Here is a 19,917-nt window from a genome sequence, read left to right as displayed (position 1 = left end):
TCAGTAACCAATAGCTTCCCCATCGCCACGAGGATCGATCGCTCCTACACGAATGCCCTTCTCATCTATTTCAATGCCGGTTGCTTGTGCGATATTGCCAAGCCTGTTGGACAAAGTGTGCCCATAACTGCCAAGGATCTTAAGTGTATCAGGAGAGAAGCCTATTCGTTCATATATAAGCTCGTCCGGCAACCATTGATGATGCACCCGCGGATAGTCTATCGCACTTTGGATATCCATCCCGTGATCGATCATATTTGAGATTATCTGCATTACCGCTGAGATGATCCGCGGTCCTCCGCGAGCTCCAACGGCAAACCATGGCGTGCCATCTTTCCGCAATACGATAGTTGGCGTCATTGAAGACAGTGGCCGCTTTCCGGGCTCAACCTTGTTCCTCTCCCCCTGAACTAATCCAAAAAGATTTGGCACTCCCGGACGTGCTGCAAAATCGTCCATTTCGTCGTTCAAAAGCACTCCCGTTCCCTTTACTGTAACCTTTGCACCAAAAAGATCGTTGATGGTGTAAGTGTTTGAAACAATGTCTCCAGCCGGACCAACAACCGTATAGTGTGTGGTTTCCGTGCCTTCTGGGGTTTGCAGTGCTCCGTAACGCGTTTCCCTGCTTGCGGATGCTTTCACCGGATCGAAACTTTCCATCCGTTTCGACAAATAGGTCGGGTCCAGGAGACGGGCGACAGGAACTTCTGCAAAATCTGGATCTGCCATATACTCGGCACGGTCACCGAAAGCACGCCGCGACGCCTCAGCATAAAGATGGATCTTAGCCGCCGAACCTGCCCCCATTTCCGCGACGTTATAACGCTCCATCATCTTCAATACCTGAAGCATCACCACACCGCCGGAACTTGGGGGAGGCATTGTGATTATCTCGTGGCCACGATAGTTGCCTCTCAAAGGCGTTCGTTCGATGGCTTTGTAATTCCTCAGATCTTCAAGCGTGATCAGTCCATTGTTCGCCTTCATGTCGGCGGCTATCAAGTCCGCTGTCCGGCCCTCATAAAAACCTTTGGCACCATGCTGCTTGATACGTTCCAGCGTTGTCGCCAGATCGCTTTGTATGTGGCGATCCCCTGCTTCGAAAAATTTCCCGTCATTCAGAAATATCCGCTTGCTGTCTTCATAGAGCTGAAGGTCGCTAGCATACGCCTTCATTATTTCGGCAAGACGGTATGAAAGTATGTACCCATCCTTTGCAAGCAGTCGGGCGGGTTCTACCAGATCTTCCCATTTAACTTTTCCGGATCCGTGCTTTTTGAACGCAAGTTCGAATCCAGCAACGGTCCCGGGCACGCCAGCCGCCCTGTATCCGCGCGTCAATACACTTTTTGCTCAGCGTTGTCGCGGATCGTGCAGGTGTTGTAGAGAACCAAATCCGCCTGTTCAGGAGAGTCTGACCACTGAAACCCCATATCTTCCAGGATGCCAGCCATCCGTTCCGAGTCCGCCTTGTTCATTTGGCAGCCAAACGTAGTGATGTGATACCGACGGGGAAACTCAGTCATAATTTGCCCAGCGCGAAAATGAGAGATAGATTGATGCTTGCTACTCAGATTAATACTCAGACGGCATTGTTGCAGACGCCGCTCTAACTCAGGCCAGTTTTGCTTACCTGAAGATCTAACCGGAGTTACCTAGGTTATAGATTCTACCAATTCTTCAGCCGGCTCGTCTGCCTGGATTGGCGTTCTGTTGCCTGAAAGAGCCAGACGAAGAGATCCGCAAGAAAAAACCCGGCGCAAAGTACCGGGTGTCGATCGAATGGTGTGCTGCTACCAAGGTGCCCGGATTCCAACCTTGACTAACAAAACTCCCAATAACTCACCATGGAGTGAACCTGCTGAGGCAGAGTTTAAAGAGCAAGATGCAGATTGCCAACTGCTTTAACTACTCTCTGACTCCTGACTCCTGACTCCTACCCACGATAAAGCCCCCCAGCATTTCTGCCAGGAGGCTGCTCTCCCTATCCGAAAGGGATGACGATAGTATGCCCTGAATTGCCCACTTTAAACCCCTTGATTTGAGCCAAATTCTCCACAAACTAGACAGAAGTTCTGACTCTAGGAATAGGTTTGGCGTTGCACAAACTGATAGCTTCAGAAAAGTTTAAGAAGGTTACTCAGAATTACAATGACCCACGCTGACCTCGACCCTCTTACCACTGAGCCAACTGAATCAAATCAGGAATTGAGAGATTCCATTAGGATGGCGCCAGGAACAGAACCAGCCCGAACAGAACCAGCCCGAACAGAGCCGTTGCAGCTCTTCACCAACGCTGTAGTTTTGTCTTACTTCAACCATTTCGATCAGGCTAATTTTACCGCTGTCGCCAATCTTTTCGCTGCCGAGGGTCAGCTCTTGCCACCATTCGAGTCAGCAATTGCAGGGCGAGAAGCGATTGCTAGCTATTTAGCCGCCGAAGCAAAAGGAATGAGGGCAATTCCGCAAGAGAGTAACGAAACAAGCCTACCGACTGGTGAAACTGAGGTGCGGGTGATTGGTCAGGTGCAAACGCCATTGTTCAGCGTTCGGGTGAGTTGGCAGTTTGTGATCAGCCCCGACTCAGAAATTCGTTCTGTCAAGATTAAACTGCTTGCAGCTCTGCGAGAGCTATTGCATTTGAAGCAGTAGAACCAGATTAGGAGCATTGGCAATAGTAAAGTAATTTTTCGTTACTTCTAATTTCAACCGGCGCTGATCCTTTCTTTCGGTCCCCCAAAGTCGCTAAAATACGACCGATAGCGGCAGTGCCCCTGCACCCCGTTTTTCGTACTTCACTAGCCTGAAAAAGGCTGTAACAAAAAAGCAAAAAGACCGCAGTGAGCGGTCTAAGCGGGTTACATGATTCAACAGTGGTTCAGCATTACTTAAACACCTGCACCAACTCTTTGGCCTCGGCTCCCAGAATAGCCGAAGTACTGAGGTGAGGGTTAAGCGGGTTGCTCAGATGCACGGGTTGCTCAGCAATCAGAGGCAACACTTGACGGGCTTGCTGAGCCACTTCAACAGTTTTCACATCATAGGTTTGGGTCGCTAGCTTGGGGTAAATGCCAATTCCAATGATGGGAACGAGTAAGCAAAGGGCAATGAAGGCTTCCCGTGGCTTAGCATCCGTGAGGCTAACGTTGACTAGCTCTCCCTGCTCAGCCCCATAAAACATCGTCCGCAACATCGACAGCAGATAAATCGGAGACAGAATCACACCTACTGCCGCCAGAGTCACAATTACGACTTTGAAGGGTGTACTGTAGGCATCGCTGGTGGCAAAACCGAGGAAAACCGACAGTTCACCCACAAACCCACTCATTCCTGGCAGGGCTAGCGAGGCCATTGCTCCGGCAGTAAACAAAGCAAATAAGGTTGGCATTTGTTTTGCCATTCCACCCATTTGGTTCATCATTAGCGTGTGGGTCCGCTCATAGGCCACACCCGACAAGAAGAACAGGCTGGCAGCTATCAAGCCATGCGACACCATTTGCAGCACGGCACCGCTGAGGCCCAAATCTGTGAAAGAAGCTACCCCAATCAGCACAAAGCCCATGTGGGCAATCGAAGAATAGGCCAACCGTCGCTTCAGATTCACCTGAGCAAAAGCAGTCAGAGAGGCGTAGATGATCCCGACTGCACCCAGCACGGCTAGCACTGGCGCAAAGTAGGCATGCGCGTTAGGCAGCATTTCGATATTGATGCGGATCAGGGCATAACCGGCCATCTTCAGAAGCACGCCGGCCAAAATCATTGAAACGGGTGCCGGAGCTTCGCTGTGGGCATCGGGCAACCAGGTATGGAGCGGGAAGATCGGCAGCTTGACGCCAAAGGCAATCAGGAACGCAGCATACATGGCGATCTCAAAGCCAACCGAGTACTGCTTCAGTCCCAGGGCCTGCATATCGAACGTTACCGTATCACCATAAAAAGCCATTGCCAGCGCTGCTACCAGGATAAAGATCGAAGCAATCGCGGTATAGAGAATAAACTTAGTTGCTGCATAGAGCCGTCGCTGTCCGCCCCAAGTTGCAATCAGCAGGTAAACCGGTACTAGCTCCAGTTCCCACATCAAGAAGAACAGCAGCAGATCTTGAGCCACAAAAACGCCAATCTGAGCGCTGTACATTACCAGCATCAGAAAGTAAAACAGACGCGGCTTGTGGGCGATTTTCCAGGAGGCCTGTCCATCGCATAGCAGTAAATCCGGCAGTTGCTTCAGCTTCTCTAACGCCTCTAGTACCGCAGGTACCTCCCGAAACGACAGTAAGCCTGGCACATAAGGAAAGCTAGTCGGACGGCGAGCTACCGCTTGTTCAATCACCTGCAACTGGGGAAAACTCAAAACCGCAACCGCCGCGCGAGTGGTTTCACCGGCATCCTCGAATCCCACATCTACCCCAGCCACAGTCTGCACCTCGTCAAACTGATCAACCGTGATGATTTCTTGCCGCAGCGACTGCTGTAAGGCCACGGCTGCCTCCGGCGTTAGGTTCCAATCATGCTGATGCTGAATTTCCATAACAAAAACAGGCAAGGCGTTTGTTGTTACCTTACCTGCTTTCAATGCGTGAGAGGAGAGCTTTAAGTTAGAAGTTTTGAGTTTTAAGTTTTGGTGGCTAGCCTGCGCAGAGCGCGTAGTTTTGAGTTAAGTTATTCAACCTAACCATTTGGGAAGTTTGGGACCACTCAAAACTCAGGACTAGCTTTAGCTACAGCGTCCGATACCGACATACCGGAAACCAGCTGCCTCTAACATCTCTTGATCGAGGAAATTGCGGCCATCGATCATGACTGGGTTATTCATCAGTTTTGCCATCTTGGCGTAGTCGAGTGAGCGGAATTGCTTCCAGTCGGTCACCAGCACCAGGGCATCGCAACCATCGGCCAAGCGCTCAGCGTCAGTTTCGACAATCACGTTAGACAAGCCATGACGCATACCGCTCTGTGATACTAACGGGTCAAAGGCTTTGATTTTGGTACCCAGGCGATGGAGCTGTTCGATTAGATCCAAAGCGGGCGCATCGCGCATATCGTCGGTGTCGGGCTTGAAGGTAAGGCCCAGCAGCCCAACGGTTTTGCCTTTGAGGATTTTCAGCACTTGCTGCAATTTCTCTAGCGCAATCAGGCGCTGACGATGGTTCACGGTCACTGCGGCCTTGAGCAACTGCGCTTCATAACCGTAATCATCTGCCGTGTGAATCAGCGCTGACACATCTTTGGGGAAACAAGAACCGCCCCAGCCAATGCCAGCTTGCAAAAACTTGCTGCCAATCCGGGAGTCCAGACCAATGCCCTTGGCAACCTGGGTAACATCTGCCCCAACCCGGTCGCAGATATTGGCAATTTCGTTGATGAAGCTAATCTTGGTGGCGAGGAAGGCATTGGAAGCATACTTGACCATTTCTGCCGAGCTGAGGTCCGTCACCACCACCGGCACAGTGGGTAATGACTTATCTTCTGCCATTTCGCGAGAGATAATCGGGGCATACAACTCCCGCATCATGGCAATGGCCCGCTGGCTGTTGCTGCCCAACACGATCCGATCTGGATTGAAGGTGTCGTAAACGGCGCAGCCTTCGCGCAGAAACTCGGGGTTGCTGACTACAGATTCGCCACCCAAATATCGGCATTGGCGTGGTCAACTAGCGTCCCGACTGAGCGAATGAAGCCACTCAAAACACCCGTTTGAATCGTGACCAGACTCACCGCAAACATGATGCCAGCCTGAGCCACCAAGAAGCGGGGAATGTCTTCGAACAAATTTCTACGCGCAATGGAAGACATGAACCTTGACCTTGAGCGAACAGTTTGCAGCAGTCAATCCGGGTAGAGCGAAACCAGCAGGAATTGGGGCTTCCAGCCGGTTTGGCGGAGAAAAACGGAGAGCTGTGGCTACAGTATCAGGCTTCTTGCCTATTCTGACAAGGTACAACAGCTGTGCCCTCCCTAAATCGGCTAGTCCGATCGGGTGAATTGACTGAGCAGAGAAATTAAGCAGTGGACCAGAAGGTAGCATTACAGGAATTTCGATCACTCTAGGAAGTAGTCTACAAACTTGAGTCTACAAACTTGGCTCGGTCTGGAATTGTTTGCCAGTGTCGGTTCATGCAAATTTTGCAGTTAAAACTACCCAAAGCCGGTTGCTCCTAGGAAAGTTTGGCCAAGATGCCCAGCAGAAACTGACTACGCGGCGTCAGCAGGGTCCGACGGTAGGCATCTGCTGCCTTTTTAATTGCTTCTGCCTGGGTCGGGTAGGGATGAATCACGGTCGAGAGCTGACTCAATCCAATCTGATTCACAATCGCCGTAGTCACCTCGCTGATCATTTCCCCGGCATGGCGGGCTACAATCGTCGCGCCGAGGATTTTGTCGCTGCCCTCGCGATGCAGAATTTTCAGAAATCCCGTTTCCTCACCGTCGGCAATGGCCCGATCGACTTGGCTGAACGGAATGTGAATGGTTTTGATGGCAATTCCCTGCTTACGAGCCTCCGACTCATACATGCCGACGTGGGCCACTTCGGGATCAGTGTAGGTGACCCAGGGCATCACCAGACTGCTAAGTTTCGATTTGCCGAGTCCAAACGGTGCAAACAACGCATTCTTGATCACGATACGAGCAGCGGCATCGGCGGCATGGGTGAACTTCCAGTTCATGCAGATATCTCCCGCAGCAAATATTTTGGGATTGCTGGTTTGCAGATAATCATTCACCTTGACGCCTTTGGCATCGTAGGCTACGCCTGCCGCTTCCAGGTTCAGCCCCTCCACGTTGGCAGCACGTCCAGTGCCGACTAGGATTTGATCCACCGCAATCGAATCGGGCTTACCGTCAGAGCTAAAGTGAATCACTTTGCCGGACTCGGTTTTTTCCACCCGCTGGAGTTGGGCGTTCAAGACTAGCCGAATTCCTTCCTGCAAAAACGACTGCTGCACGATCTCAGCCGCGTCCGCATCTTCTTTATCCAGCAAATGGCCGCTTTTGTGGAACAAGATCACCTCAGACCCAAGTCGCTGAAACGCCTGAGCCAGCTACGATCCGTTTCCGCGAGGTCGCATTCCGTTTCTGACTATTCATCAATCGAAAGGTCTCGAGTTTCCGGTCGTTGTGATTCCGAGTCTCGCCAAGAAGGATTTCGGACCGCAGCCGATGGAACGTATCATGCGCGGGCTTCTTGGCAACGAAGGTGAACCGCTTGACCGCATCAGCCGCTTCGACATAATGCGGATGTTCTACGTTGCACTTTCGCGAGCCGAGAATCTGCTCGTGCTCGGCAATCCTCGAGGGCGTGGCATCTCCACCGATCCCGCATTCAAGTCGATGCTCGAAGAGTTCAACCCGACTCGAATCTCCAATTTCGATGTTTCGTCACTACCAGAAGCCGAAGTTGGCAATAACGAGATCCCGCGCAATTATTCGTATACGGCCGACTATCTTCTCTATCAGAAGTGCCCGCGGCAATATATGTTCTTTCGGCGGTACGGTTTCGTTCCTTCGCGTTCGCAGACGATGTTCTTCGGCTCGCTTGTTCACCAGACACTTGAGGACTTGCACCACTTTCTCATCAATAAACGAAAGGAGGCCGTCGCATGACAGAAGAAGAACGTCAGAATCTCGCTGAGATGGATAAATGGATCGAAGAGACGTTCGAAGAGAACTATATTCGGATGCGGATGGACGGCGGCCATGCACTTACGCCGGACGTAAAGGAGATGGCACTTGAACAGGTCAAGGCGTATTACCGAAAGCTCCGCGACGTTGCCGAGAACGTTACTGATACTGAAGTTCGTCTCACACTGCCCGGGCAGCAGACCAACGACGGACGCGAATACACGATTGAGGGGATCGTCGATATCGTACGCGACAACGACCGGACCGTGATGTACGACATCAAGACCCACGAGGCTGATTACGTGAGGCAGAATATCGAACTCTACGAAAACCAACTCAACGTCTACGCGCACATCTGGCAGAACCTTCGCCAGCAGGAGTTAGACGAGACCGCGATCATCGCCACAGCGTTTCCGAACAAGCTTCTCGATGCGCGTCGGGCCGGCAACGAAGCCGCGATGCAAAGACAGATGGATGAGTGGGAACCGCTGATCCCGATCCCGATGGATCAATCGAAGGTCGATGAAGTGATTGCTGATTTTGGGCGAATTGTTGACTCGATTGAAGGAAAGAGTTTTCGTCCACCTGCGGTAGAGGTGCTGGTTGATGAAACCGCAAGAAGTCGCGAGAAGTTCGGAACGCGTGTCTGTCGAAACTGCGACGCGAGATTTTCGTGCGGAGCGTATCGCAATTTTGTGGTGAAGACTAACGCCCGCACTGGAATCGATTTTCGCCGGTACTACGCTGACTTCGGAAGCGACGAAGAGGTCGCGGAGAGAACGGTCGTAGGAGTCGTGACGGCAATCGAGTAGGGCGTCAAGCCTGGAAGACAATCAAAGAGATCTATGGGCTCTACATCCTCGCGATCAGCTCGCTGTCGGTTTACGGCATCGTGATGAGCGGGTGGGCGTCGAACTCGAAATACCCGTTCTTCTCCGCCATGCGTGCTGCGGCGCAGATGATCTCCTACGAGGTGTCGATCGGATTCATCCTGGTCTGCGTTGTGCTGTGGGCGGGCACGTTCAACCTTTCTGAAATCGTCGAGGCGCAGCGCGGGCACGGGCTGGGCGTGGTCAACGGCTATGTCTTCAATCTGCTGCTGTTCCCGATGTGGGTGGTGTTCTTCATCTCCTGCCTCGCCGAAACGCAGCGCGTGCCGTTCGACCTGACCGAAGCGGAAAGCGAGCTGGTCGCCGGATACCAGACCGAATATTCGAGCATGAGCTTCGCGCTGTTCTGGCTGGGGGAATATGCCAACATCCTGCTGATGTGCACGCTCCACGCGCGGCTGTTCTTCGGCGGCTGGCTGCCCCCGATCGACTGGGAGCCGCTCTACGCCGTGCCGGGCATCGTGTGGCTGTTCGGCAAGATCCTGTTCTTCTTCTTCCTGTTCAGCTGGGTCATGGCGACCGTCCCGCGCTACCGCTACGACCAGCTCATGCGGCTCGGCTGGAAGGTGTTCCTGCCCATGAGCCTGATCTTCGTGGTGCTGGTGAGCGGCTGGCTGATGCTGACGAGGTATTCGTGATGCTGCTCATTCTCGCTTCCTTACTTCAGCCAATCCCCGAAGATGTTGGGATTGGCCTGCGTGTCGGACCACCTACGGTCGAGGAACGAACCTATCCGCAATACGACTTCGACTGTCGCCTAACGCTGACAAATAGCGAAGCGGCGCGGTTACAGTTCGAACAAACTGGCGCTCGGGGTTACATCGACGAGAACGAAAGCGATCCCGATCTTCGCGTCAAGCAGACGCCTGCGACCCTTCGGCTTATCGGAGACAGCGCGGACCTTCTAAAGGGTTACACTCTCGACAGCTACTACAGCCCCGGATTTGGAAAAATCCGCGGATTCAATGAGCGGGATAATATCGAGCTAGACGTGGAGCGCACCGACATCGCTGGGCTGAAGGCAATCGTTGTTCGCGTTGGCGGACCCTATGCAACGGTCAGGGCAATCGGACTATGCGAGGTCAATGAAAAGCCCCAATTTCCCCTGACGGAAGCCGAAACCTCCGAAGTTGCAACCAAATGAACGTCGCCCATCTGATCAAATCGTTCACCCTGTGGGAGATCGTGAAGGCCCATGCCCTCACGCTGAAGTATTTCTTCAAGCCCAAGGCGACGATCAACTATCCGTTCGAGAAGAACCCGCTTTCCCCGCGCTTTCGCGGCGAGCACGCGCTGCGCCGTTATCCCAACGGCGAGGAGCGGTGCATCGCGTGCAAGCTGTGCGAGGCGGTATGCCCGGCGCAGGCGATCACGATCGAGGCGGAACTTGGGCAGTGCCGCCAAAATTGCTGGCGGCCCCACTGAATCAGTCTTTCAGCCAGAATGGTCACCCGATGGCGTGCTGTACTTTGTCAGCGACCGTACCAACTGGTGGAATCTGTATCGCTGGAGTCCATCCCAGTCTGAAATTGAGCCAGTTTGCCCCAAAGCAGCCGAGTTTGGCTTACCTCAGTGGGTGTTCGACATGACCACCTACGGCTTTGAGTCGGCAGAGAGTTTGATCTGCACCTATGTAGAAAATGGCGTCCAGCATTTGGCTCGGCTTCATACCAAGACGCTGCAACTGAGCGAAATTGCAACACCCTATTCGGCCATTGGCGGCTTAAAGGTTGCCCCTGGATATGCGGTGTTCATTGGCGGTTCGACAACTCGCCCCAGTGCCATTGTTCGCTTTGATTTGCAGCCCGGAGAAACGCAAGAGTTGCGGCGCTCCAGCAGTCTAGAAATCGACAGTGGCTATATTTCCGTCCCAGAACCGATCGAGTTTCCGACTGAAAATGGCCTGACGGCCTATGCCTTCTACTACGCACCCAAGAACCAGGATTACATCGCGCCAGCCGACGAACGTCCTCCGTTGTTAGTTAAGAGCCACGGTGGTCCCACCGCAGCAACTTCAGCCAACTTTAACCCCAGCATTCAGTACTGGACCAGTCGCGGGATTGCGGTTTTAGATGTGAACTACGGCGGCAGTACCGGCTACGGACGTGCCTATCGCGAACGCCTGAAGAAACAGTGGGGCATTGTTGACATTGATGATTGCGTGAATGGCGCTAAGTATCTGGTAGAACAAGGATTAGTAGACAGCAATCGGCTCTGCATTGATGGCGGCAGCGCAGGCGGATACACCACATTAGCAGCGCTCACGTTTCGAGATGTATTTCGAGCGGGCGCGAGCTACTATGGCGTTAGTGATTTAGAAGCTCTGGCGCGGGATACGCACAAATTTGAATCCAGATATCTGGATGGCCTAATTGGTCAATATCCAGAAGAACTGCCGATTTATCAACAGCGCTCACCGATTCACCATGCCGATCAACTCAACTGCCCGCTAATCTTTTTCCAGGGCGATGAAGACAAAATTGTGCCGCCCAATCAAGCCGAGATGATGGTCGAGATACTGCGTCAAAAGGGATTGCCGGTCGCCTATGTCTTGTTTACCGGAGAACAGCATGGTTTCCGTAAAGCCGAAAATATCAAACGCGCCCTCGATGGTGAACTGTATTTCTATGCGCGAGTATTTGGCTTTCAGCTAGCAGACACCATCGAACCGCTGCTGATCGAAAACCTACCCGCCTAAGCCGATTTTTCTAGGGGCAGTACCCATTAGGGTTAAGTTAGATCTAGGCCCATGAGTAACTGGGAATACAGAAGTCAGAAGTCAGAATATTGCTTGACTTCTGTAAGGCTAATTGAACGCTCCGCCGCTTTTCTTGATGAACTGTATTGTAGCCCTTTTTTCAAGGACGATAACGTGGCGTGGCACGACTTACCTTATGGTTTCCGATTCCGAGACCCGAATAATTGACCGGCAGTCCGCCGTTTAAGCTATAATCAAGGCAATACTTTCGATCTTTTCGCGCCGAGATGGCCGATCGTGCATCCTATTAACGAATGACCTCTTATTTTTCAATGAACGTTTGGCGTGGGCTCGCGCTCATTCTGCTTTTTTGTACTATTTCAATTGCCCAGGAATCCGCCTCACCGCCAAGTGTTACCGGGAAGACGCCGATAATAGTTATTCCGGGGATAACGGGATCGGAACTTTACGACAAGAAGACCGGCAAACAAGTTTGGTTCACCCGTTCCCGTTCGAAAGATAACGATATTCGTCTCCCGATATCACCGAATTTCTGGCAGGTCGATGACGACCTTGAGGCTCGCGATATTATCCGCTCGGTCAGAATAGTGCGCTTTATTCCTGAGGTCGAGATCTATGAGCGTCTGATCGCGGGGTTGAAGAATCGGGGCGGCTACAGAGAGGTCAAATTCTCGGAAGCCGGACCTGGAGACCATCAGGATACGTTCTTTGTGTTTCCTTACGACTGGCGTCGCGACAATGTTGAAACGGCCCGTTTGCTTGTGCGACAGGTTGAAGAACTTAGAAGGCGTCTTGGTAAACCTGCTCAGAAATTCAACATTATCGCCCATTCGATGGGTGGACTCGTATCCAGGTATGCCGCAATGTATGGGGATTCGGATATCCCGGGCGGAACACTGAAGCCTAGCTGGGCCGGGGCCGTTTATTTCGACAAGATATTCTTGTTAGGAACACCGAACGAAGGTTCGGTTTCCGCACTGAAAGCATTACTAGAGGGCTATTCATATATCGGAGGCGGTATCAACCTTCCGTTCGTTCGGGATATAAGCAATGTAGATGTCTTCACGATACCGTCCGCTTACCAGCTTTTGCCGCACGAAGGGAGCCTTCTTGTTTTCAATGAAGAGTTGAAGCAGATACCGCTTGATATATTCGAACCGCGAACATGGCAGGAATACGGATGGGATATATGGAACGGAAAGAGCTTCGCAAAGAACTTCACTCCCGCTGAGCAAAACAACGCATTGCCTTTCTTCACGGCTGTTTTGAAAAGGGCGAAACGTTTTCAGGACGCTATTAATGCGAATACAAACCCGAATGTACCGGTAAGTTTCTATTTGATCGGCGGAGACTGCAAGGAAACGCAGAATGGCTTCTTGTTGCGACGCATCGAGAAGAAAGATAGGTGGGTAACCCAGTTCAATGCCTCTGCGTTCACCGCTCCGGACGGCAAACGCATAACAGCTGAGATGATCAAGCCCCTGATATACTCGGAAGGTGATAGTGTTGTAACGAAGCGTTCGCTTAGGCGTTGATATCAGCGATTGCTGGGACGAATCGGCTCTGCTGACTATCAAAGACCTGATGGCGTTCCTCAATGCTTACAGTGCTCAAGCCGATAGCGCTCTCAGTGAATGATGAAGTATATTGGGCAACCTCAAACGGCATCGAAAAAAAAGACTTAGGCCAAAGTGCCCAAGTCTGGATAAAGCTAAACTTCAACTAAACTTTGCTATTATCTGCCATTAGCGTTGGCGCGGCCAACACAGCGTGTAGCCAAAGACAAGCAAAGTTAGCACGTCACTAAATTAATAGTTGATTAATAGCTGCGAGAAAAATTGCCCCGGTGCTGACCACCAAATGAAGAACCGGCTCTGTTCTCACGAGGCTTGGCTTTATTGACCTTCAGGTCACGGCCCATCCATTCTGCACCGTCCAGCGCATCAATAGCAGCCTGCTCTTCAGTGTCGCTACTCATTTCGACGAAACCAAAGCCACGAACACGCCCAGTTTCCCGATCAACCGGAAGCTGAACACGCCTAACGGAACCGTATTCTGCAAAAACAGAATTCAGATCAGATTCTGTAACCTCATAGGACAGGTTACCAATATAAATTGACATTGTGGATACTCTCCAAAATCAAAGATCAAAGGGTGTAGAGAGATGAGATTTCGGAGAGGAGCCTGCCAATACAAAACGTGAAAAAGACGCTAATGCTAGAAACAAACGCTGCAACCGAATAACTTAACTTCTCATTCGCTATTCTAACACCTTTCATCAACAGCGGCAGAAAATTGTTGATAGTTTGATAGTTCATCTTGAGATGCAGCGGGGTAGGCCATTTTCTGCCTATCGGTCTAGCTGTTGGTCTAGTCATTGGTCTCCAATCTCGAGCTTGATTTTCGGGTTCAACTAGGCGCAGGCAGAAAACAAATTAAAGATATACATTCAAGTTGACGCAGGGTTAGACTCCTGAGGCTATCTACCGAGGCAGTACTTCAAGCATATCTGTGAGCTATCTAGCTTGCGATTGGGGTTCTATCTCTGCATTTCCGGTGTTAACCACCAGATCAGGGCGGGCACTCTACCAACAGCAGAAATCGAGCGGAATGCTATGCTTGCCAGAATTTGGAGTGCATCGGTTGTTGGAATTGATGCGGTCAAAGTTGGGGTAGAAGTGGACATTGCGGGTGGACTACCAGGGATTGTGGTGGTGGGTTTGCCCGGAACCGAGGTGCAGGAATCGCGAGAGCGGGTCAAAGCAGCGTTGAAGAATGCAGGTTATGTCGTCCCAATGCGCAAGATTGTGATCAATCTGACGCCAGCAGATTTGCGCAAAGAAGGCCCTAGCTTCGATTTACCAATTAGTATCGGGATTCTAGCAGCTTCCGAACAGGTGAGTCCTACCCTGTTGGACGATACGCTGCTATTGGGGGAGGTTTCTCTAGACGGCAGTGGACGCAAATCAAGCAGGGCATTACCGCCGCCTGAAAATCCCTCGTTCAGCTTGACGACAATTCGCTGGAGTTGGGGTTGACGTTCCCAGAGGTCTGAAGCGGCGGCGGCCAAATCCTCTACGGTCCACATCAGCTCGCTGCCATCCGGACAGGGAATGTCTGCTTCCGCAAAAATTTGCCGACTGCCGCTTTTGGTACCCCAATAGAGCAAATCGGGATTGACGCCCAGCAGGGGGATACCAAGTTGAATCGCCAGCTCGCGTTCCAGCCCAGTGGAGTTGAAACAGGTCATGTAGGCTCGGTCCTGACGGATGGCTTGCCGTAACCGCGCCATTAAACGAGGACGCTCCAGAATTTTCTGCGTTAGCGGTTTGTGAGATGTATCGTAGGTACAGAGCAGCAGCAGCCGTTCGCGGGCATGGGAAAAGGGTACACCGGGCAGCAATTGTAGATAATAGTCGATCACGCTGGGATGGATCGGCTGTGAGGTGACGTAAATCAGCCGTGTGCGGGGGTTGCGCAGCCGAATCAGGGAAAACAGCAGCCGCTCTTCGTAGTAGTGGACGCCGGTAATTTTTTGCAGCTCTTGCTGATCTAGACTCAGGGACGGAATCACCAGAATATCCCAGTCGCCTTGGTCGCTGTGTTCAATTGACTGCCAGCGATCGCGAAGCTGCCCTTGAAGCTGCTGAAACTGCTCTAACTGTTCGGGATGAATTGTCGAAGCTGCCGTTAAACCCTGCATATCTCCAGCCCCACTCGATTTCAATGGGAAATACCTGATTCTAGTCGGTGAATTACCTTGCTTTCTGCCTATCTAGGGACATAATCTATCGCTGCATCCAGACTGATTTCATCTGTCTAGATATGGCTACAGACATAGCTACAATCTTGCCTGATTGCGCTCCAGAAGCGGCTTTTCTACAGAATTTCTTTTTGCCTGCCGGGTCTTTGCCCTACAGCTGCCCCTCCGACTGCGGCAGCTTCTCCTAATTCTCTCGCTTAACTCTCTGTGCCCCTGTGGTTGAGCTGGCATGCTCAACCTGGAATTGATATCTTCTGCTTGATTCAGGAGTTGGGGCTGTATTACCTGCAAGGGTAACTGCAAGGCGCAAACTAGTTCATTTGGCTATTCTGCGAAACAGCGGCCCTAATTAGATCGTGGCTAAACGGCTACTGTTTCCGGCAGCGGTTCCTTAGGGGCAAACAGCACCGCCTCAATCTGATCCAGCGCCAGCTCCAGATCGTCGTTGATGACACGGATGTCAAATTCATTGGCTGCACCCACTTCGGTTTTGGCCCGCTCCAGCCGACGCAGAATTGCTTCTTCCGACTCGGAAGCCCGATGACGCAAGCGCTGCTCTAGCTCCATCATTGAAGGGGGCAGGATAAAGATGCCAAGCGCATCGGGAAAGGATTGGAAAATTTGCGAAGCAGGAGACCGCGCGTCGCGGGAACTGGTACGGCATCATCGGAATGCTGATCGCGCTTGCGGCTACGGCGGCTGCGATGGACCCGAGCGGCTGGCCGGTCTTGGGCGGCGTGCTTATCGCCGGTGCATTGATCGGTGCAATGGTCGCCTCGCGTGTTCAGATGACCTCGATGCCGGAGCTGGTCGCGATATTGCACAGTTTCGTAGGATTAGCGGCGGTCCTGGTCGGATTCGGAACCTATCTCGATAAATTTGCAGCGGGTAAAGCGGTCGAAGACCCGGGCATTCTTCTCATCGAGATATTTATCGGCGTTTGTATCGGTTCGATAACCTTTACCGGTTCAGTTATTGCATTCCTAAAACTGAAAGGATCGATCAGCGGAAAGCCTCTGATGCTGCCTGCCCGGCACATGATAAATATCATAATGCTGCTGATCACGATCGGGCTTGGTGTGGCATTTTTCATTTCGCCCGACGTGCAGAGCGGTCAGTGGCCGCTGCTTGTCGCGACGATCCTGACGGGCATTCTCGGCATTCATTTCATAATGGCGATCGGCGGTGCAGATATGCCCGTTGTCGTTTCGATGCTCAACAGCTATTCAGGATGGGCTGCGGCCGCGGCCGGCTTTATGCTGTCGAACGATCTACTCATCATTACAGGTGCACTCGTAGGTTCGAGCGGTGCGATCCTAAGCTACATAATGTGCCGCGGTATGAACCGTTCGTTTATCAGCGTGATGCTCGGCGGATTCGGCACCGAGGGCGGCTCTACCGCTTCGGCTGACAGCCAGCCCGCAGGTGAAGTGCGCTCCATCGACGCCGCCAGCACCGCAGACATGCTGAAACAAGCGAAGAAGGTAATCATCGTACCGGGTTACGGCCTAGCCGTCGCACAGGCCCAGCACTCGCTTGCTGAGGTCGTGAAAATTCTGAAAGAAGGCGGAACGGAAGTTAAGTTCGCCATACATCCGGTCGCCGGACGCCTGCCCGGCCATATGAACGTCCTGCTCGCCGAGGCGAACATCCCATACGACATCGTCTTCGAGATGGAGGAGATCAACGATGAGTTTGCCGGCACGGACATCTCTTGGGTGATCGGGGCGAACGATATTGTTAATCCTTCAGCACTCGACGACCCGAATTCTCCCATAGCCGGAATGCCTGTTTTGCACGTTTGGGAAGCCCGCAATACCGTCGTGATGAAACGCTCGATGGCCTCGGGCTATGCCGGAGTCGATAATCCGCTGTTTTATAAAGACAACACACTGATGCTCTTCGGCGATGCGAAGAAAGTGGTCGATGAGATACTGACTGCAATGCGTGGTTGAATCGATAATTCCCGATTACATAGGTGGCTCTGATAGATCAATTAACGCCAATCTCTCGACAACCCTTCCCTTTTCAAGATGCTCCTCGACTATTTCGGGGTTTGGCAGCGCCAGCCAGATCCAAGCCGAACTGGGGGCTACAAAAGCCGCCGCCTTTGACCTGACCGCCGCCTGTTCTGGCTTCATCTTTGCCATGGTGACAGCCTCCCAGTTTATCCGGACCGGCACCTACCAAAACATCCTCTTGGTTGGCGCAGATGTGCTGTCTCGCTGGGTGGATTGGACCGATCGCCGCACTTGTGTGCTGTTTGGCGATGGGGCTGGCGCGATGGTGATGCAGGCGGCTGAGTCGGATCGGTTTTTAGGCTTTGAGATCCGCAGCGACGGCACTCGCAACGAATGTCTGACGCTCGCCTTTCAGCCTCAGCCACGGGAACTGGTAGATGGCATTCGCGTCGGGCAAGGTACATTCCAACCGATTCAGATGAACGGACAGGAGGTGTATCGGTTTGCCGTGAAGAAAGTCCCAGAGGTGATCGAAAAGGCGCTATTTCGCTCCCAGCTTACGGTTGAGCAAATAGACTGGCTGCTGCTGCATCAGGCCAATCAACGAATTTTGGATGCCGTGGCAGAAAGACTAGGTATTCCTGCTCATAAAGTGATCAGTAACATGGGAAAATATGGAAATACCTCAGCGGCGTCGATTCCCTTGGCGCTGGATGAGGTGGTGCGTGCAGGTCACGTAAAACCCGGTGATGTGATTGCGGCAGCCGGTTTCGGTGCGGGTTTGACCTGGGGCGCAGCCATTTTTAAGTGGGGCTAGGCGCTAGTTACCTATTCGAAAACCGCTTGGTTTTGGAACTCCAAAGCTTTGACGAGTGTTCTAGATAGGACCGAAAGGCTGATGCCTTCAACCGATAACAGACGCAAAATCAACACAGACGCAAGATCAACACACAGGGTGAAACGTTAGGAGTGAATGGATTCATGACAAAAACAGCATGGGTTTTTCCAGGACAAGGTTCGCAGGCGATTGGGATGGGAGCGGATTTGTACAATCTTCCCGCTGCGCAAGCCAAGTTCCAGCAAGCCGAGCAAATTCTGGGCTGGTCGGTGCCGGAAATCTGTCAAAACCTGGACGATAAAGTTTCGAGAACGCTTTACACCCAGCCCTGCCTTTACGTGATCGAAAGCATTTTGGCCGACTTGATGCGGGACCGCGGCGAGCAGCCGGATTTGGTGGCAGGCCATAGCCTGGGCGAATATGTAGCCCTTTACGTGGCCGGTGTATTTGACTTCGAGTCGGGATTGCGCCTAGTCAAGCGACGGGCCGAGCTGATGGATGCCGCTTCCGAAGGCGTCATGGCTGCTTTGCTAGGATTCGACCGCGAGCAGTTGGAGCAGCAAATTGCCCAAACCCCGGATGTGGTGCTGGCTAATGACAACAACGCCGGTCAGGTGGTGATCTCTGGCTCTATCGAAGCCGTGGATGCGATTCTCGCCAATGTCAAAGCCAAGCGGGCCGTGAATGGGCGAGAGATGGAGAAGTGTGTACTCCTCGGGCGCGACCTCTCGCCTAGGCGTGACACCATGATCGCACACAGCCGCCACTGTCCCGTTCTTGTGGACCACCACGCGCATGTCGGGCGCATTCAGTCGTGGCGACGTGACCACCGAAGCACGGCGACCGTTGGCCTCGAGCAGCCCTTCGATGCTGCCGAAGTCGTCTCCGCACAGGGCACGCCACTCCGTGTGGGGCGCGGCATCCGCAGGCGCGGTCTCAAGACGCTGCCACAAGTGCGCGAGTGAGCCCATCGGTCGCCTTCCTGCGGTCCTGGAGGAAGCCGCGCAAGCCGAGCCAACGGAGGATGACCTCGCTGTCGCTCTCTCGCGAGTACACGGCGTTGTTGGGCAGCACGATCCGGAGCTGCCCTTCCCGTCCCGTCCTAAACAGCACGTTGAACGTGGCGCTCATGAGCTTCACGCCGCGAGGGATACCGCGGCCGGAGTCGGTCATCGCCCGGAAGAGGTCGCTTTTCGAACGCGGGCGTTCGACGAGGTCAACGCCCTTGGAGTGCGACCAGTCAAGGCCCCGCAACCAGACCGCCTCGATCTCCGGCACGTCATCGCAGCGCAGGCACGCCTCACCCTTTTCAAGGATGGGCTTGAGCGTGTACTTTGCAGGAAGCCCCTCTGCCAGGAATAGTTGCGACTGGCTGAAAAGGTGGTGACCGACATGCTCGAGGTAAGCGCGGACATCGGCGTCATGCTTGGCGTTGACCTGCATCTCACCCTGGCCTTGCTCATAGATCAGGACATCGAATCGTTCCGGGTGGAAGATGATGTGCTGGCGGCCGCCGGTCACCGGATCAACTGACACGTCGCGGTGGGCCAAGTCGGCGCGGCGGATCATTTGTCGGAACCCTGTCGGCGTGGGGAAATGGAACACACGCACGCCCGATCCGCGACGGCGGCCGACGAAATCCTTCTCCAGTCCGTCCTCGTACCCCTTCAGAACATGGTCGGCGACACCGGAAATCGGTGGTGGGTCCGCCGTCAGCGCGAAATGGCTGCGGAAGAGGCGACGTGCGATGGGCAGGCGCTCGGCGTAGATGCGCTCAAGGGACTCGGTCCCATCCAGCAGCAGGTGGACCACGAGGTCGGAGGTGCTCGGGGACGGCCCGACGTCGAGCCCGAGGCGTTTCGCCTCGTCCAGAAGCAATTGGTGGTTGCCGCCAGTCGACATCTCATCGATGACGCCAATGCGGTCCACCAACTCCGCTGAGAGGCCGGCAACCTCGCCGCACATGATGCGGCGCACGACCGCTTCATCGATGCCGGCGCCGACGAACACGCCGAGCGGCTCGAGTTCCTTGCGGTAGTGCTGGAAGAACCGAATCTGAAGTTTGGGGTCGATCCCGTTGAGCGAACCCGGATTGACCCACCTCCCCGCACGAAGAGCTAAGTCAA

21 protein-coding genes are annotated in these 19,917 nt (G+C 53.2%); 12 read left to right on the top strand and 9 right to left on the bottom strand.

Annotation, left to right across the window (positions count from 1 at the left end; genetic code table 11):
- Together ggt and JVX88_RS30525 are read right to left on the bottom strand one after the other, a co-directional pair.
- The gene (ggt, locus tag JVX88_RS30530; protein ID WP_211622207.1) at positions 1–1,341 is read right to left on the bottom strand and encodes a gamma-glutamyltransferase; all 1,341 of its coding nucleotides are present in this window, start codon (positions 1,339–1,341) and stop codon (positions 1–3) included.
- Positions 1,338–1,526 (bottom strand): hypothetical protein, encoded by a 189-nt coding sequence (locus JVX88_RS30525; RefSeq protein ID WP_317134496.1) that lies wholly within the window; start codon positions 1,524–1,526, stop codon positions 1,338–1,340. Before JVX88_RS30525 ends, ggt begins: the two co-directional genes overlap by 4 nt.
- Positions 1,527–2,226: 700 nt before the next feature.
- On the opposite strand from JVX88_RS30525, the gene JVX88_RS30520 reads away from it, so the two are divergent.
- Positions 2,227–2,652: a ketosteroid isomerase family protein gene (locus JVX88_RS30520; protein ID WP_211622206.1), complete on the top strand. Its 426-nt coding sequence runs from the start codon at positions 2,227–2,229 to the stop codon at positions 2,650–2,652.
- 232 nt (positions 2,653–2,884) lie between these two features.
- Here the strand turns inward: JVX88_RS30520 and JVX88_RS30515 are convergent, their stop codons facing one another.
- The 4 genes from JVX88_RS30515 to JVX88_RS30500 all read right to left on the bottom strand — a co-directional run bounded on the left by JVX88_RS30515 (position 2,885) and on the right by JVX88_RS30500 (position 7,040).
- Complete coding sequence (locus JVX88_RS30515) at positions 2,885–4,543, bottom strand: endonuclease V (RefSeq protein ID WP_315875309.1); 1,659 nt, start codon at positions 4,541–4,543, stop codon at positions 2,885–2,887.
- 171 nt (positions 4,544–4,714) lie between these two features.
- Entirely contained in the window at positions 4,715–5,629 is a 915-nt protein-coding gene (locus tag JVX88_RS30510; protein WP_317134495.1) for a UDP-glucose/GDP-mannose dehydrogenase family protein, read from the bottom strand.
- Entirely contained in the window at positions 5,611–5,793 is a 183-nt protein-coding gene (locus JVX88_RS30505; RefSeq protein WP_263975316.1) for a hypothetical protein, read from the bottom strand. Before JVX88_RS30505 ends, JVX88_RS30510 begins: the two co-directional genes overlap by 19 nt.
- Positions 5,794–6,155: 362 nt before the next feature.
- Positions 6,156–7,040: an FAD-dependent oxidoreductase gene (locus JVX88_RS30500; RefSeq protein ID WP_211628951.1), complete on the bottom strand. Its 885-nt coding sequence runs from the start codon at positions 7,038–7,040 to the stop codon at positions 6,156–6,158.
- A 25-nt stretch (positions 7,041–7,065) separates the two neighbouring features.
- Here JVX88_RS30500 and JVX88_RS30495 point away from each other — a divergent pair, with 25 nt between their 5' ends.
- The 7 genes from JVX88_RS30495 to JVX88_RS30465 all read left to right on the top strand — a co-directional run bounded on the left by JVX88_RS30495 (position 7,066) and on the right by JVX88_RS30465 (position 12,764).
- Positions 7,066–7,602: a 3'-5' exonuclease gene (locus JVX88_RS30495; protein WP_211628950.1), complete on the top strand. Its 537-nt coding sequence runs from the start codon at positions 7,066–7,068 to the stop codon at positions 7,600–7,602.
- On the top strand, positions 7,599–8,432 hold the full coding sequence (locus tag JVX88_RS30490) for a PD-(D/E)XK nuclease family protein (protein ID WP_211622205.1): 834 nt from the start codon (positions 7,599–7,601) through the stop codon (positions 8,430–8,432). The genes JVX88_RS30495 and JVX88_RS30490 overlap by 4 nt, the downstream gene beginning before the upstream one ends.
- 20 nt (positions 8,433–8,452) lie before the next feature.
- A complete protein-coding gene (locus JVX88_RS30485; RefSeq protein WP_317134676.1) occupies positions 8,453–9,148 on the top strand; it encodes a complex I subunit 1 family protein in 696 nt (231 codons plus the stop codon).
- Positions 9,148–9,654 carry a hypothetical protein gene (locus JVX88_RS30480; protein WP_211622204.1) on the top strand — a complete coding sequence of 169 codons (507 nt, stop codon included), beginning with the start codon at positions 9,148–9,150 and terminating at the stop codon, positions 9,652–9,654. The genes JVX88_RS30485 and JVX88_RS30480 overlap by 1 nt, the downstream gene beginning before the upstream one ends.
- Positions 9,651–9,935, top strand: coding sequence for a NuoI/complex I 23 kDa subunit family protein (locus JVX88_RS30475; RefSeq protein ID WP_263975315.1), 285 nt, complete (start codon positions 9,651–9,653; stop codon positions 9,933–9,935). The genes JVX88_RS30480 and JVX88_RS30475 overlap by 4 nt, the downstream gene beginning before the upstream one ends.
- A complete protein-coding gene (locus JVX88_RS30470) occupies positions 9,898–11,208 on the top strand; it encodes a S9 family peptidase (RefSeq protein ID WP_317134494.1) in 1,311 nt (436 codons plus the stop codon). The genes JVX88_RS30475 and JVX88_RS30470 overlap by 38 nt, the downstream gene beginning before the upstream one ends.
- Positions 11,209–11,522: 314 nt before the next feature.
- Complete coding sequence (locus JVX88_RS30465) at positions 11,523–12,764, top strand: lipase family alpha/beta hydrolase (protein ID WP_211622203.1); 1,242 nt, start codon at positions 11,523–11,525, stop codon at positions 12,762–12,764.
- 284 nt (positions 12,765–13,048) lie between these two features.
- Here the strand turns inward: JVX88_RS30465 and JVX88_RS30460 are convergent, their stop codons facing one another.
- Positions 13,049–13,351, bottom strand: a complete 303-nt coding sequence (locus tag JVX88_RS30460; RefSeq protein ID WP_211622202.1) for an RNA recognition motif domain-containing protein — start codon at positions 13,349–13,351, stop codon at positions 13,049–13,051.
- A 493-nt stretch (positions 13,352–13,844) separates the two neighbouring features.
- On the opposite strand from JVX88_RS30460, the gene JVX88_RS30455 reads away from it, so the two are divergent.
- Positions 13,845–14,267 (top strand): magnesium chelatase domain-containing protein, encoded by a 423-nt coding sequence (locus JVX88_RS30455; RefSeq protein ID WP_317134493.1) that lies wholly within the window; start codon positions 13,845–13,847, stop codon positions 14,265–14,267.
- Positions 14,268–15,352: 1,085 nt separating this feature from the next.
- Here the strand turns inward: JVX88_RS30455 and JVX88_RS30445 are convergent.
- Positions 15,353–15,562, bottom strand: a complete 210-nt coding sequence (locus JVX88_RS30445) for a hypothetical protein (protein WP_263975314.1) — start codon at positions 15,560–15,562, stop codon at positions 15,353–15,355.
- 101 nt (positions 15,563–15,663) lie between these two features.
- Here JVX88_RS30445 and JVX88_RS30440 point away from each other — a divergent pair, with 101 nt between their 5' ends.
- From JVX88_RS30440 to JVX88_RS30430, 3 genes are all read left to right on the top strand, one after another.
- Positions 15,664–16,947 carry an NAD(P)(+) transhydrogenase (Re/Si-specific) subunit beta gene (locus tag JVX88_RS30440; protein WP_263975313.1) on the top strand — a complete coding sequence of 428 codons (1,284 nt, stop codon included), beginning with the start codon at positions 15,664–15,666 and terminating at the stop codon, positions 16,945–16,947.
- Complete coding sequence (locus JVX88_RS30435) at positions 16,940–17,770, top strand: beta-ketoacyl-ACP synthase III (protein WP_317134492.1); 831 nt, start codon at positions 16,940–16,942, stop codon at positions 17,768–17,770. The genes JVX88_RS30440 and JVX88_RS30435 overlap by 8 nt, the downstream gene beginning before the upstream one ends.
- 164 nt (positions 17,771–17,934) lie before the next feature.
- On the top strand, positions 17,935–18,756 hold the full coding sequence (locus JVX88_RS30430) for an acyltransferase domain-containing protein (RefSeq protein WP_211622201.1): 822 nt from the start codon (positions 17,935–17,937) through the stop codon (positions 18,754–18,756).
- On the opposite strand, the gene JVX88_RS30425 is transcribed toward JVX88_RS30430, so the two are convergent.
- A complete protein-coding gene (locus tag JVX88_RS30425) occupies positions 18,728–19,801 on the bottom strand; it encodes a hypothetical protein (RefSeq protein WP_211622200.1) in 1,074 nt (357 codons plus the stop codon). The genes JVX88_RS30430 and JVX88_RS30425 overlap by 29 nt on opposite strands.
- Positions 19,802–19,917: the final 116 nt, after the last annotated feature.

It is taken from the genome of Leptolyngbya sp. 7M (genome assembly GCF_018128485.1).
This window is presented reverse-complemented; position numbering and strand designations above follow the sequence as displayed.